The following is a 13,741-nucleotide window of genomic DNA, read 5'->3' on the forward strand; positions in this document are numbered from 1 at the left end:
ACTTAGAAATTAAACTAAACAGCAAAACGAAAGCAGCACGGTAAAGTCCCTACCCAAAGTCCTTACCCCCTTGCCCAGCCCTAATACGGCACAGCAAGCCAGAAACCCAACAACCTTAACCAGTCTTGGCAGGCTTTTCATGGGGCAGGGTAATCCCCATGCGAGTTTGAAGCGCCTCAATCACCTCTTCGGCAGACTTCGCACCAAAGTTTTTGATTTCTAACAAATCTTCTTGGGAGTACTCCAATAAATCCGCCACCGTATTGATCTGGGCCCGTTTCAGACAGTTGTAGGCGCGAACCGAAAGATTCAGCTCCTCAATCAAGATCTGGTTGTGGGGATCTTCATCATCCGAGAAGATGGGCCCAATGTCATCAATCGTGATGTCTTTCAGCGGGGTAAACAGATCCACCAGAATACCAGCAGCCTGACTCAGAGCATCCTGAGGAGTGATGCTACCATTCGTCCACACTTCCATGATTAGGCGATCTTTTTCTAGAGATCCGCCAACCCGTGCATCCTCAACGGTGTAGTTCACCTTACGCACAGGCATGAAAATTGAGTCGATTTGCAAATAATCAACCGCCGAAGAGTCATCCCGGCTCCGATCAATGGCTCGATAACCGATGCCCTTTTCGATCTTGAACTCCATCTCCAGCACAGAACCTGCGGAAACCGTCGCGATGTGCTGAGTTTCATCCACCACTTCAACCTCAGATGGAAGATCAAAGTATGCAGATGTCACCTCTAGCGGCCCTTCAACGCGAAGCCGCCCAATCTGGGGCTGAGAAGAGTAACTCTTCAGCACGACTTCCTTCATGTTCAGCAGGATGTCGAGGGCATCCTCTTTCACACCTGGAACGGTCATAAACTCATGCGTCACCCCTGCAATGCGGACTGCCGTAACCGCAGCCCCCTCTAGGTTTGACAGCAGCACGCGTCGGAGTGCATTTCCGACCGTCGTACCCTGACCCCGCTCCAAAGGCTCAAGAACAAACTTGCTGTATAGACTCTGGTTTTTCCCTGTTTCGGACTCTATGCACTCAACCTTGAAATGTGCCATAGACCAACCTCTCTTCTCCTTAGCCACAGAAGGCAGGCAACCTTCTTATGTTTTCAATGTTCTCGTCTGCCAGCGCTCTATCCCCTTGCTCTGGAGAAACAAAACCTAACTGGTCAGCCTAGCAAAGACATCAACCGTCGAAACAAAAACCAGCGCTTTATCCTTCAACTGAATCCGCTCGACTCCCTGCTTGCTGAGCTTCCGGCAGTCCTTGCTCCAACAAAGCAGGAAAGACTAGACTCGCCGCCGCTTGGGAGGGCGACAGCCGTTGTGTGGGATAGGCGTTACGTCGCGGATTAGTGTAATTTCTAGTCCAGCGCCCTGGAGCGCCCGAATGGCAGTCTCCCGTCCTGACCCAGGGCCGCTGACCATCACCTCAATCTGACGCATTCCCTGATCCATGGCACGACGAGCCGCATTTTCAGCAGCAGTCTGAGCCGCAAAAGGGGTTCCTTTCTTGGCTCCTTTGAAGCCGCTGGAGCCAGCAGAGGCCCAAGAAATCGCCTCTCCATTTGCGTCCGTGATCGTCACGATCGTGTTGTTGAATGTGGACTGGATATGGGCAACACCGCTGGGGATGTTCTTCTTTTGCTTCTTGGGGCCAGTTCGTTTCGTAGGTTGTCGAGCCATTTCTCTTCGCTAAGTCTAGGAATAGGGTTTACTTTGTCAAACTGCAAGGATAGTCAAACTGTAGGACAGCGAAACAAATCAGAGGGACGAGGTGGACAGGGTAGATCTTTGTGGATATCTATGGAACATTGGACTGACAATCTCTGAGAGGAACGTAGAAGGGCGATCGCACTCAAGCAAGCCTTAGGTCTAAGACTCAGACCCTTCCCGCCTCCAAATATCTTGAGCGCCAAGCGATCAGGCTGGGCAATCAGACGCAACCACGCCGAAGAGGGAACAAAATCAACGCGCTAGTTCACCCTTTGCGAAAGCATCCTGACAAAGCTATCTGTGCAGTGGTTCACCCAAGTCTGCCAGCACCACCCTCAGCCTAATTGTCTACTTCTTGCCAGGTGCCTTCTTCTTGCCAGCTACCGTGCGCCGACCGCCGCGACGGGTTCGAGCATTCGTGCGAGTCCGCTGTCCGCGAACAGGCAGACCCATCCGGTGCCGCCGGCCGCGGTAGGTGCCGATGTCCATCAGGCGCTTAATGTTCAGGGATTCCAAACGTCTGAGGTCACCCTCGACCTCATAGTCGGACTCCACCGTTTCGCGCAGGGCTGCAACATCTGCGTCGCTCAGATCCTTAACGCGAGTATCGGGGTTCACACCCGTCTTCGCGAGGATTGCTTTGGATCGGGTCAGCCCGATGCCATAGATATAGGTCAAACCGATCTCAACACGCTTATCGCGAGGAAGATCCACTCCGGCAATTCGTGCCACGCTTTGTACTCCTACTTCTGCCGCTCAGCAATGAACTCAACTTTAAATTGACCTAAGATAGGTCGATTCAACCACTCAACGTACTAACCCTGCCGTTGCTTATGCTTGGGGTTAGAACAAATCACCATAACTCGGCCGCGGCGACGGATGACGCGACACTTCTCACAGATTTTCTTGACGGATGCTCGGACTTTCATGCCCCGAAATGTCCCAAATTTGACTACTGACTACAAACCCAATATGTTATCAACTTTTTAGATAAAATGTCAAGGAAAAGTCTCAGATTAAACATCTCGCCTGTGGGCAGGCGATCGCGCTAAACGCTATTAACAGCTATTAACACTTGAATGCAGTGCCTCTCCTACTTCTTATTTCGGAGGCGATAGGTAATTCGCCCTTTGGTCAGGTCGTAGGGTGTTAGCTCGACCTTGACGCGATCGCCCGGCAAAATTTTGATGTAATTTCGGCGAATCTTGCCCGAAATATGGGCCAAGACATTAAATCCGTTGTCTAAGTCCACGCGAAACATGGCGTTGGGCAACGAATCCGTCACCGTTCCTTCCATTTCAATCAGATCCTGTTTAGACAATGCATCCTCCTAAACTACAAGTGATTCAAACCAGTGACTGAGACCAGTGATTCAGACCCCATAGCGCCATGCACCGTGCTAATTTGCAGCCCAGCGCGATCGCGTCTCCCTAGGTGCTCCAGATTGGTAGTCTGAACAAGACTCTTCCAAAGAGCTTTGAAGCAAACAGCCTCCGTCCCCCCCAGAGAGTAGGCAAACACCCCAAACGTCTAGAAATGCACCATCTATCAGATTAACAAATACTCAAAGAACCTGCGTGTGTCGGCATATGCGGCACGACCAATGGGCTTGGGATGGTTATCCAAACGTGTTTTTAAGCCAAGCCACGCTGCCTAGCTGCTAATCAACTGGCGTAGCGCCGCCCCCACATGCTCAATGGATTGATTGCCATCGATTGAAACCAACTGCTGGCGATCGCGATAAAAGTCAATCAACGGCGCAGTTTGATTGCGGTATACCGCCAGACGAGTACGAATCACTTCCTCGTTATCGTCTGTCCGCCCTCGACCCAAGAGGCGGGCCACCAAAACCTCATCGGGCACTTCCAAATTGACGACACAATCGCAGGACTGTTCAATTTCTGCCAATAGTTCATCGAGAAACTTGGCCTGCTCAACATTGCGAGGAAAGCCGTCCAAGATCCAGCCCTCTTGAGCATCTGGCTGGCTGAGGCGATCGCGCACCAGATCCAGAATCAAAGCATCCGGCACCAGTTCCCCGCGATCCATGTAGGACTGAGCCTTTTGCCCAAGCTCGGTTCCACTTGCCACAGCAGCCCGCAGAATATCCCCTGTAGAAACATGAGGAATCGAAGCGCTAGCCGCTAGTTCGGCTGCCTGAGTTCCTTTGCCCGCTCCGGGAGGTCCTAAAAATATCAGTCGTGCCACTATTGCTTCACCATCCCTTCATAGCGCTGCGAAATTACATAGGTCTGAATCTGCTTTGCTGTGTCAATGGCGACACCCACCAAGATCAACAGTGACGTAGCACCCAAGCCCTGAAAAGTCGTCACGCGGGTCGCGCCTTCAACAGCAGCCGGAACAATCGCAACCAATCCCAGGAAAATCGCACCCAAAAAGGTCAGTCGGTTCAGCACCCGTTCAATATAATCGCTCGTTGCCTTACCAGGACGAATCCCCGGCACACTCGCGCCCATCTTCTTCAGGTTCTGGGACATGTCTACTGGATTGACCACCAGCGATGCATAGAAGTAGCTGAAGAACAAGATCAGCAGCAGCAGCACCAGCACGTAGACCCAAGTGCCCGGCCGTAGGTAAGACAGCACCCGCGTCACCATCTCGTTATCCCCAAAAAACTGCGAGAGGTAGATTGGGAGAGACAGAACCGCCGTGGCAAAAATAATCGGCATCACGCCGCCCTGATTGAGGCGCAGCGGCAGATAGCTGCTCTTCTCAAGGTAGAGTTTGCGCCCGACTTGGCGACGGGCAGAGATGATGGGAATACGCCGGGTTCCTTCTTGGACAAAGACGATACCGATGATCATTGCCAGGAACACCAGGAGCAGAATAATCACGCCGCTAACCACGCTCCGATCGCCACTCTGGGCAAGGTCGATGGTTTGTCCGAGCGATCGCGGCAGGGTCGATACAATGCTGACGAAAATCAGCAGCGATGCACCATTGCCCACACCCCGCTCCGTGATCAGCTCACCGACCCACATCACAAACATCGAGCCAGCCGTTAGAGCCAGCACCATTTGTGCAATGAACAGCGGCCCCGGCGACTCAGCAAACTGGTTCACAAAAATCGCTAGACCCAGGCTTTGAATAATGCCCCAACCCAGTGCAACGTAGCGCGTAATTTGAGCAATCTTGCGGCGACCTGCTTCTCCCTCTTCCTTTTGCAGCTTTTCAAGACTAGGGAGTGCAGCCGTTAGCAGTTGCAGAATAATAGACGCATTAATATAAGGCAAAATACCCAGTGCAAAAATACCCAGCGTCGAGAGGCCTCGACCCGTAAACACATCTAAAAAGCCAATGATGGCCGATAAAGCGCCGGTCTCTGTGGCCGCCTGAAAGGCCTGTCGATTGATTCCAGGGATCGGGATAAAGACACCCAGCCGTACCAGAATCAACATTCCCAAAGTCAGCAAAAGTCGACCTCGCAGCCCTGCCGCCTGGGCCATCTGCAAGAAGGTTTCCTGTGCTGTGGGTGTCTTATCGCGCACCATAGTCTCAATACCTCTCCCTCTATAAAACTAAGCAGAGCAGGAGAGCTAACCACTCACCGCTCTGCCTTGCCGCAAAGTCGCTCCATATCTTAATCTAGCAGGTTGCAGCTTCCGCCTGCGCTCTCAATCTTGCGCTTCGCCGATTCAGTAAAGGCCGCAGCCGTTACCTGAAGTGCAACACTCAGTTCACCGTCGCCCAAAATCTTCAATGGGCCATCGTTTTGTGTCACAATTCCCGATTCCATCAATGAGTCGAGGCTGACCTCTGTCCCTTTGGGGAGTTCAGCCAAATCTCCTACGTTCACGATGGTGTAGGAAATCCGGTTGATCAGGGGAAAATGCTTCAGCTTCGGAATCCGACGGTAGAGAGGCAGTTGCCCACCTTCAAATCCAGGACGAGTGCTGCGTCCAGAGCGCGACTTTTGTCCCCGCATTCCGAAGCCGCCGCTTGCACCCTGCCCGGCGGAAATGCCTCGGCCAACTCGGCGACGACGCTTCTGAGAACCCGGTTTTGGAAATGTGTCTGAAAGTCTCATAGTTCGTCAGGAATAGAGTTTTTCAATGGGAACATCGCGTTCCTCTGCTACCTCAGAGAAGGTACGGAGGGCAGAAAGGGCATTTGCAGCGGCCCTGGCGTTATTGAGCGGGTTACCCGAACCCAACTGCTTCGCCAGAACATTTTTCACACCTGCCAGTTCCAGCACGGTACGCACAGAACCACCTGCAATTACACCAGTTCCCGGAGCGGCGGGACGAATCATCACCTTCGCGCCGCCGCCTGCGCCGTTGGTTGGGTGAGGAATGGAGTCAGACTTAGTCAGGGGAACCTCGACCAAGTGCTTCTTGCCGTCGGCAACGCCTTTTTTCACCGCGCCAATTACATCAGCGGCTTTACCAACGCCAACCCCAACCTGTCCGCGCTCGTTGCCGACGATCACGATCGCCCGAAAGCTGAGCTTCTTACCCCCCTTAACCACTTTGGTGACGCGGCGGATTTGAACAACGCGCTCCTGCCATTCAGTTTCTTTCTCTTTGACGCGACTTGTCTTGGTTTTCTTCGCCATAGCTTGCTTGTCCTGGATAGTGTGCTTGTCCTAAAGATGAATCTGAAAGGCTAGAAGCTTAGACCACCTTCACGAGCGGCATCTGCCAAAGCCTTGACGCGGCCGTGATACAGCTTGCCGCCCCGGTCAAACACGACTTGCGTAATCCCCTTCTCGAGCGATCGCGCTGCAATCAGCTTACCGACTTCTACAGACGCATCACAGTTCGCACCTGAAGTGAGCTTTTCGCGCAGCGCAGGCTCCAGCGTCGAGGCAGCAGCAAGCGTTCGATGCTGCGTGTCATCAATGACCTGGGCATAGATATGCTGATTAGAGCGAAATATAGCCAGACGAGGACGTTCAGACGTGCCAGAAACTGTCTGGCGGATGCGGACGTGACGACGCTGAGTCGCTTCCTTACGAGTCAGTTTCATAGGTTATTTCTTCCCTGCCTTACCGGCCTTACGTCTGACAACCTCGCCAGCATAGCGAATGCCCTTGCCCTTGTAGGGTTCTGGCGGACGAACTGCGCGAACCTGAGCCGCAATATTACCGACAATTTCCTTATCAATTCCGCTGACTAGAATGTTGGTGTTATTCTCAACGGCAAATTGAATCCCGTCAGGTGGCTCGATCAAAACTGGATGGCTATAGCCCACAATCAGGTTCAGGTTGCGCCCCTGAATTTGGGCCCGATAACCAACCCCCTGGATTTCAAGCTTGCGCTGAAAGCCCTGAGATACACCCTCCACCATATTGGCAACCAGCGTTCGACACAACCCGTGGCGCTGGCGGGCAGCGCGGGACTCATTGCGACGATTCACCGTCAACGTATCGCCCTCTTGCAGAACCTCAACCTCTGGCGGAAGCGTGCGCGAGAGTTCTCCCTTGGGGCCTTTGACAACCAGGGTTTGACCGTCAAGGGTAACGGTCACCTTCTGAGGGACACTAATAGGACGTTTTCCAATGCGAGACATGACAAGTCACTCCTGGACAATCTTGCTGGCTTTCAAGCGATGCGCTTACGACACAAGCGCCACCAGGCAAACACAAAGCAAACACAAATAAAATGAGAGGCTAGATTTAGCTTTGACCCAAGCAGCCATCCGCTCAGATAAAGTCAGATCGAGAAAAATCCTTACCAGACGTAGCAGAGAACTTCTCCTCCCACACCCTGACGACGGGCATCTCGATCCGTCATGATGCCGCTGGAGGTTGAAACAATGGCAATTCCAATGCCACCCAACACGCGAGGCAGATCGCGGCAGTTTGAGTAAACTCGCAGTCCAGGTTTGCTGACCCGCTGTAGCGCATTGATAATCGGACGGCGGCCTTTGCCCTTATATTTCAGAGCAATTACCAGTCGCTTCTGCGCTCCTTCGCCTGTCTCAGAAAACTCGCTAATGAATCCTTCTTCCAAGAGCACACGAGCAATGTTGCGCGTCATCTTGGTAGACGGGACTTCGGTCGTTTGATGCCGGGCGAGATTCGCGTTGCGAATGCGGGTCAGCATGTCTGCAATTGTGTCGTTAGACGCCATAATTTCCTCTTTGTCAGCCTGCCTCAGTTATCGCGAAAGGGCATTCCCAGTTCCTTTAACAGGGCGCGTCCCTCTTCATCTGTGGTTGCCGTGGTGATGATCGAAATGTCCATGCCCCGAATTTGATCGATGTTGTCGTACTCAATTTCGGGGAAAATGAGTTGTTCACGAAGCCCCAGAGTATAGTTACCACGACCATCAAAGCTCTTGGGGCTGATGCCGCGAAAATCTCGAATCCGAGGCAACACCAGGTTTATAAGGCGATCCAGAAAGGCATACATGCGCTCCGAGCGCAGGGTGACCATGATGCCCACTGGCATTCCTTTACGAATCTTGAAACCGGCGATCGCCTTCTTAGCCCGCGTCACCACTGGCTTCTGCCCGGTGATCACCGCAATTTCTGCCAAGGAAGCTTCCAGCGCTTTTGCATTCTGAGCCGCTTCACCCATCCCCCGGTTCACGGTCACCTTGACCACTTTGGGAACCTGATGAACGTTTTCGTAGTTAAACTGCTCAACCAGTTTTGGAACCACGGTCTCCTGATAGTAGGTTTTTAACCTGGGACTCGCCATAACACTCTCCTGATAGATTCCTGGGCTTGGTCAGGAATGAAACATGAAACGTGAATCTGAAACACTAGTCGATAATCTCACCAGTTTTCTTCAGCATTCTGACTTTTCGGCCATCCGCATTGAAGGTATAAGAAATTCGGCTAGCAACCTTCTGCTTGGTGGAGTAGGGAAGAACATTGGAGCTATGAATCGGAGCCTCAAAGGTCTGAATCTGACCAGACTCCCCTTCTTGCTGAGGCTTAACATGCTTCGTCCGCACGTTAACGCCCTTAACCACCACCTTGCTGGTTTCAGGATAGACCCGCAAAATCTCGCCGACTTTGCCCTTATCGCTTCCTGAAATGACTTGGACGGTGTCGCCCTTCTTCACATGCATTTTGTAGCGCAGCTTGCCCATCACAGTACCTCCGGAGCCAGCGAGACAATCTTAGTAAAGTTCTTATCGCGCAACTCCCGCGCAACTGGGCCAAACACGCGAGTTCCTCTGGGGTTGCCATCATTGTTGATGATGACAGCAGCATTGTCGTCAAACCGAATGCTCATGCCGCTATCGCGCCGCAGACCCTTCTTGGTTCGCACAACCACTGCCCGTACCACATCAGACTTCTTGACCGCCATATTTGGAATGGCATCCTTAACCACAGCGATAATCACATCCCCTACACCGGCATAACGACGGTTGCCACCCAGCACTCGAATGCACATCAGCTTGCGAGCGCCGCTGTTGTCCGCCACGTTGAGATAAGTTTCCTGTTGAATCATGGTGTCTCTCCTCCGGGGTGGACTAGCTCTCTGAAGTCTGATTTAGGATGTCCACGACTGTCCAACGCTTTGTACGGCTGAGCGGACGGGTTTCTTGAATCCGAACGCGATCGCCCGTCTTGCACTTGTTTTCTTCGTCGTGAACCTTGTAGCGCTTCGTTCGCACCATAATCTTGCGATACTTCGGGTGAGGGGCACGGTTCTCCACCGCGACGACGACCGTCTTTTCCATCTTGTCGCTCACCACGACTCCAACTCGCTCTTTGACTGCCATTGCCCCTTACTCCTTCTCTGCATCCGCTTGTGCGGCTGCCAGTTGCCGCTCTCGCTCCACGGTCATCAGTTGCGCCAGCCGATGGCGGACATGTCCGAACTGATGCGTCTTATCCAGTTGTCGCGTCGCCTTTTGAAAGCGCAAGTCAAATAACTGCTTCTTGGCGGCTACAATTTGCTCACTGAGTTCCTGATCGCTGAGATCACGAATCTCTGAAATCTTAGGCAGAGCCATCTCTACGACTCCTCCACTGCTTGCTCTTGTTGTTCCTTAACGATGAACTTGGTCTTAATTGGGAGTTTGTACTGCGCCAGTCGCATCGCCTCACGGGCTGTCTCTTCCGGCACGCCAGCAATCTCAAACAAGATTCGACCCGGCTTCACCACTGCCACCCAAAACTCAGGGTTGCCCTTACCCGAACCCATCCGCGTTTCAGCCGGACGCATGGTAACCGGCTTATCTGGAAAAATGCGAATCCAGATTTTGCCACCTCGACGGATGTATCGAGTCATGGCTCGACGGCTAGCCTCAATCTGACGGGAGGTAATCCAGGACGGCTCCATTGCCTGAAGCCCAAAATCACCAAAATCAATATTGTTGCCGCGAGTTGCCCGCCCTTTCATGCGGCCGCGCTGCTGCTTGCGGAATTTAGTTCGTCTTGGACTTAACATGGCTCACTACCTTGAAATTGAAGCTAGGGTTAGGTTGGGAGATGGAAGCACTGGTCTGATTCAGCTTTCGCCCTTCAGCCCGCCTTCCCTATCCTTCGTTAGAACGATCCTCAAACTGGCGGCGACGCTGCTGACGGCGACGGGGTGGCACATTGGGAGCGGCTTCTTGCGTCACTCGCTCCTGCCCAGGAATGATCTCGCCTTTGAACACCCATACCTTGATCCCCAAAATGCCGTAGATCGTCTGAGCAGTGGTGTAGGCATAGTCGATATCTGCCCGCAGCGTATGAAGCGGCACCTTGCCTTCGCGAGTGTATTCAGTGCGGGCAATTTCTGCGCCGTTGAGCCGACCACTCACCTGGATTTTGATACCCTGCACCCCTGATTTCTGAGCGCGGGTAATCGCCTGACGCACAACCCGACGGAACGAAACCCGCTTTTCGAGCTGCTGCTGCACATACTCCGCAATCAGCGCAGCATCCGCGTCTACGCGGGCGACCTCAACCACGTTGATCCGAATCTGGCGGCTGGTGTCTCCCAACTCTTTTTGAAGGCCCTCGCGCAGCTTCTCGATTCCCGCGCCGCCACGACCCACAACCACGCCAGGGCGGGCTGTCAAAACCTGGAGGTCGATTTGATCGGCCTTGCGTTCAATGCGAACCTCAGAGATGCCTGCACTGCTCAACTCTTTGGCAACATATTTGCGGATTTTGTAGTCCTCTTGCAGCAGCTTGGGATAGCGGCTGGAGTCAGCAAACCAGAGAGAGCGATGCTCCTGGGTAATGCCGAGGCGGAAACCAACTGGATGAATCTTCTGTCCCACAATGCGTCCTCAGAAAAGGCAAGAATTTGAGTGAAGGGTATAAAACAAGGGGCGATCGCCATTCAACACGCTCGAACAGAGCCGTAACCTACTCCTCGGCACCCGGCGCAACCGCAATCGTAATGTGACAAGTCGGCTTGCGGATTTGATAGGCCCGACCCTGAGCGCGGGGGCGAAACCGCTTCAGCACAGGCCCCTGATCAGCGTAGGCAGTCGTCACCACCAGATCAGCAGGCGCATAGCCCTCGTTATGCTCAGCATTGGCAACGGCAGACCGCAGCACCTTAAGCACCGGATCGCAGGCGCGGTAGGGCATAAACTCTAGGATAATCAGTGCCTCTCGGTAAGAACGCCCCCGGATCTGATCCAGAACCCGACGCACCTTATGGGGCGACATGCGAATGTAACGGGCAACAGCTTTTACTTCGTCTGCGGTCGTAACTGCCATGATGATTTCCTCTCAAGTGTCTTGCAGCAAGCTTTTAGAGTTTGAGCAACAGCAAGCACTAAATCCAAGTATCTGTGAATTACTGCGAACGTCCTGAAATAGACCTGACTCAACCTAACGACGAGACTTCTTGTCGCTCTTGGCATGTCCCCGGAAGGTACGAGTCGGTGCAAACTCACCCAACTTGTGTCCCACCATTTGCTCCGTTACATAAACCGGAACATGCTGACGACCGTTATGAACGGCAATCGTATGTCCAATCATCTGGGGCAGAATCGTTGAGGCACGAGACCAGGTTTTGATTACCTGCTTATCGCCCTTCACATTCAACGCTTCAACCTTTTTCAGAAGGTGATCGGCCACGAAAGGACCTTTTTTGAGTGAGCGAGACATAACCGACTTACCTCTACCAATTGACCAAACGTGTGATAGTCAACGAACCATAGACCCTGTAAAAAGATTCGGAACCTTAAGACTCACGACCTCCGCGACCCCGCTTAGACGTGCGGCGGCGGCGACGAACAATCAACGCATTACTTGCCTTTTTCTTCTTCCGAGTCTTCATGCCCAAGGCTGGCTTACCCCAGGGGGTCACAGGGCCAGAACGACCGATCGGCGCACGTCCTTCGCCACCGCCGTGGGGGTGATCGACTGGGTTCATGACGCTGCCGCGAACCTCCGGACGACGGCCTAGCCATCGCTTGCGCCCCGCCTTACCCAGGCTAATATTGCGAGACTCAGCGTTGCCCACCGCACCAATCGTGGCATAGCACTCGCGACGAATCATCCGAACCTCTGTGGAGGGCAAGCGAAGCGTTACAAAGTCACCTTCTTTCGCCACGATTTGCGCCGAAGCGCCTGCTGCACGAACAATCTGTCCGCCCTTACCAGGAACCAGTTCCACGTTGTGAACCGTCGTACCTAGCGGCATACTACCCAAGGGCAGTGCGTTTCCGACCTCGAAAGGAGAGTCCTCACCCGCGATCACAGTTGTACCGACCGTCAAGCCAGCAGGACAAAGGATGTAGCGCTTCTCGCCATCCTGATAATAAAGAAGCGCAATCCGGGCGTTGCGGTTGGGATCGTACTCGATTGCTGCCACTTTGGCAGGAATGTTTCGCTTGTCGCGGCGGAAGTCAATCACCCGATACAGCCGCTTGTGCCCGCCACCCCGATGGCGACAGGTGATTACGCCCCGATTGTTGCGTCCCTTCGGACGATGCACCGAGCGAGTCAGGGACTTTTCTGGTTCACTACGAGTGATCTCAGCAAAGTCAGCAACGGAGCGCTCTCGCGTGCCAGGTGTATAAGGTCGGTATGTACGAATGCCCATGGCTTCAATCTCTCAAGGGGATGGCTTTCAGACGTTACACTTCGGGGAACAGGACGATGGAATCACCTGTTGCCAGGGTCACAACTGCCCGCTTGTATTGGGGCTTGTGTCCAGCAAATCGACCGACTCGACGATGCTTCTTCGGGGGCTTGCTGGTGTTCACACCAACCACCTTCACCTCAAACAAAGATTCAATAGCGGCCTTGATCTGCGGCTTTGTTGCGCTGGGAACCACTTCAAAGACGTACTTGTTTTCCTCAAGAAGCTGAGTTGCCTTTTCAGTCACTAGGGGACGGCGAATCAGATCTGCCAGGTTGCGCGAATCAAACTTAGTCACCGTATACCTCCTGCACTTTTTCTAGGGCAGACGCAGTTGCCACGATCTTGTCAGCCGCCAGCAGATCAAAGACGTTGAGATTACCAGCAGAAATTAGCTTGATGGAGCTAATGTTTCGAGCCGACAGATAAACCATCTCATCTCGCTCAGAAACAATTAGAAGAGCCGTCTCATTTTCCCCCACACCCCAGCGAGCGAGCGCCTGCGCCAGTTCCTTGGTCTTGGGACGGGGCAACTCATTTGCGAAATCTTGAACCACAATCAGGTCTTCGGCACGGCTTTGCAGCGCGGTTCTGAGCGCCAAGCGCCGCTCCTTGCGGTTCATCTTGACGGAGTAGTCTCTGGGTTTGGGGCCAAAGATAACGCCGCCGCCGCGCCATAGGGGAGAGCGAATCGAACCCGCACGGGCGCGACCTGTGCCTTTTTGCCGCCAGGGCTTGCGTCCACCACCTCTAACCTCAGAACGAGTCTTGGTAGAGGCAGTGCCCTGTCGAGCATTATTCAACTGGCGCACCAAGGCCCGATGAACGATATGGGGCGCATTGTCTTCGTTAGCGACGCGCAGATCTAGCGAGGCGGTGCCAGCGCTTTCACCCTGCCAATTTTTAACTACACACTCAACCATGGGTCTGTTTCTCCTCGTCGGGGTGCTGGCTCACTGCTCCAATCACCAAAATCGCAAAATCTAAACGCTCAGCAAATT

24 protein-coding genes are annotated in these 13,741 nt (G+C 53.4%); all 24 read right to left on the bottom strand.

Features of this window, described 5'->3' with window-relative positions; translation table 11 throughout:
- Nucleotides 1-115: 115 nt before the first annotated feature.
- Nucleotides 116-1,063, bottom strand: a complete 948-nt coding sequence (locus IGS16_RS03130) for a DNA-directed RNA polymerase subunit alpha (protein WP_297083279.1) — start codon at nucleotides 1,061-1,063, stop codon at nucleotides 116-118.
- Between the two features lie 234 nt (nucleotides 1,064-1,297).
- Nucleotides 1,298-1,693, bottom strand: a complete 396-nt coding sequence (gene rpsK, locus IGS16_RS03135) for a 30S ribosomal protein S11 (RefSeq protein ID WP_068510048.1) — start codon at nucleotides 1,691-1,693, stop codon at nucleotides 1,298-1,300.
- A gap of 378 nt (nucleotides 1,694-2,071) precedes the next feature.
- Nucleotides 2,072-2,455 (bottom strand): 30S ribosomal protein S13, encoded by a 384-nt coding sequence (rpsM, locus tag IGS16_RS03140; RefSeq protein WP_068510050.1) that lies wholly within the window; start codon nucleotides 2,453-2,455, stop codon nucleotides 2,072-2,074.
- Nucleotides 2,456-2,538: 83 nt separating this feature from the next.
- Nucleotides 2,539-2,652, bottom strand: coding sequence for a 50S ribosomal protein L36 (gene rpmJ, locus IGS16_RS03145; protein WP_006618079.1), 114 nt, complete (start codon nucleotides 2,650-2,652; stop codon nucleotides 2,539-2,541).
- Between the two features lie 164 nt (nucleotides 2,653-2,816).
- On the bottom strand, nucleotides 2,817-3,044 hold the full coding sequence (gene infA, locus IGS16_RS03150; protein ID WP_058881950.1) for a translation initiation factor IF-1: 228 nt from the start codon (nucleotides 3,042-3,044) through the stop codon (nucleotides 2,817-2,819).
- A gap of 332 nt (nucleotides 3,045-3,376) precedes the next feature.
- The gene (locus tag IGS16_RS03155; protein WP_297083281.1) at nucleotides 3,377-3,931 is read right to left on the bottom strand and encodes an adenylate kinase; all 555 of its coding nucleotides are present in this window, start codon (nucleotides 3,929-3,931) and stop codon (nucleotides 3,377-3,379) included.
- Nucleotides 3,931-5,235, bottom strand: coding sequence for a preprotein translocase subunit SecY (gene secY / locus IGS16_RS03160; RefSeq protein ID WP_068510053.1), 1,305 nt, complete (start codon nucleotides 5,233-5,235; stop codon nucleotides 3,931-3,933). Before secY ends, IGS16_RS03155 begins: the two co-directional genes overlap by 1 nt.
- 89 nt (nucleotides 5,236-5,324) lie before the next feature.
- Nucleotides 5,325-5,771 (bottom strand): 50S ribosomal protein L15, encoded by a 447-nt coding sequence (gene rplO / locus IGS16_RS03165; protein WP_297083283.1) that lies wholly within the window; start codon nucleotides 5,769-5,771, stop codon nucleotides 5,325-5,327.
- Between the two features lie 6 nt (nucleotides 5,772-5,777).
- Nucleotides 5,778-6,299, bottom strand: a complete 522-nt coding sequence (rpsE, locus tag IGS16_RS03170; RefSeq protein ID WP_172358432.1) for a 30S ribosomal protein S5 — start codon at nucleotides 6,297-6,299, stop codon at nucleotides 5,778-5,780.
- 50 nt (nucleotides 6,300-6,349) lie between these two features.
- Nucleotides 6,350-6,712: a 50S ribosomal protein L18 gene (gene rplR / locus IGS16_RS03175; protein WP_172358433.1), complete on the bottom strand. Its 363-nt coding sequence runs from the start codon at nucleotides 6,710-6,712 to the stop codon at nucleotides 6,350-6,352.
- Nucleotides 6,713-6,715: 3 nt separating this feature from the next.
- Nucleotides 6,716-7,255, bottom strand: coding sequence for a 50S ribosomal protein L6 (gene rplF / locus IGS16_RS03180; protein WP_068510061.1), 540 nt, complete (start codon nucleotides 7,253-7,255; stop codon nucleotides 6,716-6,718).
- A gap of 161 nt (nucleotides 7,256-7,416) precedes the next feature.
- Entirely contained in the window at nucleotides 7,417-7,818 is a 402-nt protein-coding gene (gene rpsH / locus IGS16_RS03185) for a 30S ribosomal protein S8 (protein ID WP_068510063.1), read from the bottom strand.
- Nucleotides 7,819-7,841: 23 nt separating this feature from the next.
- Complete coding sequence (gene rplE, locus IGS16_RS03190) at nucleotides 7,842-8,390, bottom strand: 50S ribosomal protein L5 (protein WP_068510065.1); 549 nt, start codon at nucleotides 8,388-8,390, stop codon at nucleotides 7,842-7,844.
- Between the two features lie 64 nt (nucleotides 8,391-8,454).
- On the bottom strand, nucleotides 8,455-8,787 hold the full coding sequence (gene rplX / locus IGS16_RS03195) for a 50S ribosomal protein L24 (protein WP_068510066.1): 333 nt from the start codon (nucleotides 8,785-8,787) through the stop codon (nucleotides 8,455-8,457).
- Entirely contained in the window at nucleotides 8,787-9,152 is a 366-nt protein-coding gene (gene rplN, locus IGS16_RS03200) for a 50S ribosomal protein L14 (RefSeq protein ID WP_068510068.1), read from the bottom strand. The genes rplX and rplN overlap by 1 nt, the downstream gene beginning before the upstream one ends.
- A gap of 22 nt (nucleotides 9,153-9,174) precedes the next feature.
- Nucleotides 9,175-9,426, bottom strand: a complete 252-nt coding sequence (gene rpsQ / locus IGS16_RS03205; protein ID WP_277772177.1) for a 30S ribosomal protein S17 — start codon at nucleotides 9,424-9,426, stop codon at nucleotides 9,175-9,177.
- A 6-nt stretch (nucleotides 9,427-9,432) separates the two neighbouring features.
- The gene (gene rpmC / locus IGS16_RS03210) at nucleotides 9,433-9,660 is read right to left on the bottom strand and encodes a 50S ribosomal protein L29 (RefSeq protein WP_172358437.1); all 228 of its coding nucleotides are present in this window, start codon (nucleotides 9,658-9,660) and stop codon (nucleotides 9,433-9,435) included.
- A 2-nt stretch (nucleotides 9,661-9,662) separates the two neighbouring features.
- Nucleotides 9,663-10,097, bottom strand: coding sequence for a 50S ribosomal protein L16 (rplP, locus tag IGS16_RS03215; protein ID WP_068510074.1), 435 nt, complete (start codon nucleotides 10,095-10,097; stop codon nucleotides 9,663-9,665).
- Between the two features lie 88 nt (nucleotides 10,098-10,185).
- Nucleotides 10,186-10,920, bottom strand: coding sequence for a 30S ribosomal protein S3 (gene rpsC / locus IGS16_RS03220; protein WP_068510076.1), 735 nt, complete (start codon nucleotides 10,918-10,920; stop codon nucleotides 10,186-10,188).
- Between the two features lie 88 nt (nucleotides 10,921-11,008).
- Nucleotides 11,009-11,368, bottom strand: a complete 360-nt coding sequence (gene rplV, locus IGS16_RS03225; RefSeq protein WP_297083288.1) for a 50S ribosomal protein L22 — start codon at nucleotides 11,366-11,368, stop codon at nucleotides 11,009-11,011.
- A gap of 114 nt (nucleotides 11,369-11,482) precedes the next feature.
- Nucleotides 11,483-11,761 (bottom strand): 30S ribosomal protein S19, encoded by a 279-nt coding sequence (gene rpsS / locus IGS16_RS03230; protein ID WP_068510079.1) that lies wholly within the window; start codon nucleotides 11,759-11,761, stop codon nucleotides 11,483-11,485.
- Nucleotides 11,762-11,837: 76 nt separating this feature from the next.
- Complete coding sequence (rplB, locus tag IGS16_RS03235; RefSeq protein WP_297080125.1) at nucleotides 11,838-12,701, bottom strand: 50S ribosomal protein L2; 864 nt, start codon at nucleotides 12,699-12,701, stop codon at nucleotides 11,838-11,840.
- Between the two features lie 34 nt (nucleotides 12,702-12,735).
- The gene (locus IGS16_RS03240) at nucleotides 12,736-13,038 is read right to left on the bottom strand and encodes a 50S ribosomal protein L23 (protein WP_068510083.1); all 303 of its coding nucleotides are present in this window, start codon (nucleotides 13,036-13,038) and stop codon (nucleotides 12,736-12,738) included.
- On the bottom strand, nucleotides 13,031-13,663 hold the full coding sequence (gene rplD / locus IGS16_RS03245) for a 50S ribosomal protein L4 (RefSeq protein ID WP_297083290.1): 633 nt from the start codon (nucleotides 13,661-13,663) through the stop codon (nucleotides 13,031-13,033). Before rplD ends, IGS16_RS03240 begins: the two co-directional genes overlap by 8 nt.
- Nucleotides 13,664-13,741: the final 78 nt, after the last annotated feature.

The sequence above is a fragment of the Thermoleptolyngbya sp. C42_A2020_037 genome (assembly GCF_015272455.1).
Lineage (GTDB): Bacteria > Cyanobacteriota > Cyanobacteriia > Elainellales > Elainellaceae > Thermoleptolyngbya.

Bases quoted from the DNA above. Each gene is read 5' to 3' on its own strand.
- IGS16_RS03130 (WP_297083279.1), bottom strand. From the start codon at position 1,063: ATGGCACATTTCAAGGTTGAGTGCATAGAGTCCGAAACAGGGAAAAAC.
- rpsK (WP_068510048.1), bottom strand. From the start codon at position 1,693: ATGGCTCGACAACCTACGAAACGAACTGGCCCCAAGAAGCAAAAGAAG.
- rpmJ (WP_006618079.1), bottom strand. From the start codon at position 2,652: ATGAAAGTCCGAGCATCCGTCAAGAAAATCTGTGAGAAGTGTCGCGTC.
- secY (WP_068510053.1), bottom strand. From the start codon at position 5,235: ATGGTGCGCGATAAGACACCCACAGCACAGGAAACCTTCTTGCAGATG.
- rplO (WP_297083283.1), bottom strand. From the start codon at position 5,771: ATGAGACTTTCAGACACATTTCCAAAACCGGGTTCTCAGAAGCGTCGT.
- rpsE (WP_172358432.1), bottom strand. From the start codon at position 6,299: ATGGCGAAGAAAACCAAGACAAGTCGCGTCAAAGAGAAAGAAACTGAA.
- rplR (WP_172358433.1), bottom strand. From the start codon at position 6,712: ATGAAACTGACTCGTAAGGAAGCGACTCAGCGTCGTCACGTCCGCATC.
- rplF (WP_068510061.1), bottom strand. From the start codon at position 7,255: ATGTCTCGCATTGGAAAACGTCCTATTAGTGTCCCTCAGAAGGTGACC.
- rpsH (WP_068510063.1), bottom strand. From the start codon at position 7,818: ATGGCGTCTAACGACACAATTGCAGACATGCTGACCCGCATTCGCAAC.
- rplE (WP_068510065.1), bottom strand. From the start codon at position 8,390: ATGGCGAGTCCCAGGTTAAAAACCTACTATCAGGAGACCGTGGTTCCA.
- rplX (WP_068510066.1), bottom strand. From the start codon at position 8,787: ATGGGCAAGCTGCGCTACAAAATGCATGTGAAGAAGGGCGACACCGTC.
- rplN (WP_068510068.1), bottom strand. From the start codon at position 9,152: ATGATTCAACAGGAAACTTATCTCAACGTGGCGGACAACAGCGGCGCT.
- rpsQ (WP_277772177.1), bottom strand. From the start codon at position 9,426: ATGGCAGTCAAAGAGCGAGTTGGAGTCGTGGTGAGCGACAAGATGGAA.
- rpmC (WP_172358437.1), bottom strand. From the start codon at position 9,660: ATGGCTCTGCCTAAGATTTCAGAGATTCGTGATCTCAGCGATCAGGAA.
- rplP (WP_068510074.1), bottom strand. From the start codon at position 10,097: ATGTTAAGTCCAAGACGAACTAAATTCCGCAAGCAGCAGCGCGGCCGC.
- rplV (WP_297083288.1), bottom strand. From the start codon at position 11,368: ATGGCAGTTACGACCGCAGACGAAGTAAAAGCTGTTGCCCGTTACATT.
- rpsS (WP_068510079.1), bottom strand. From the start codon at position 11,761: ATGTCTCGCTCACTCAAAAAAGGTCCTTTCGTGGCCGATCACCTTCTG.
- rplB (WP_297080125.1), bottom strand. From the start codon at position 12,701: ATGGGCATTCGTACATACCGACCTTATACACCTGGCACGCGAGAGCGC.
- rplD (WP_297083290.1), bottom strand. From the start codon at position 13,663: ATGGTTGAGTGTGTAGTTAAAAATTGGCAGGGTGAAAGCGCTGGCACC.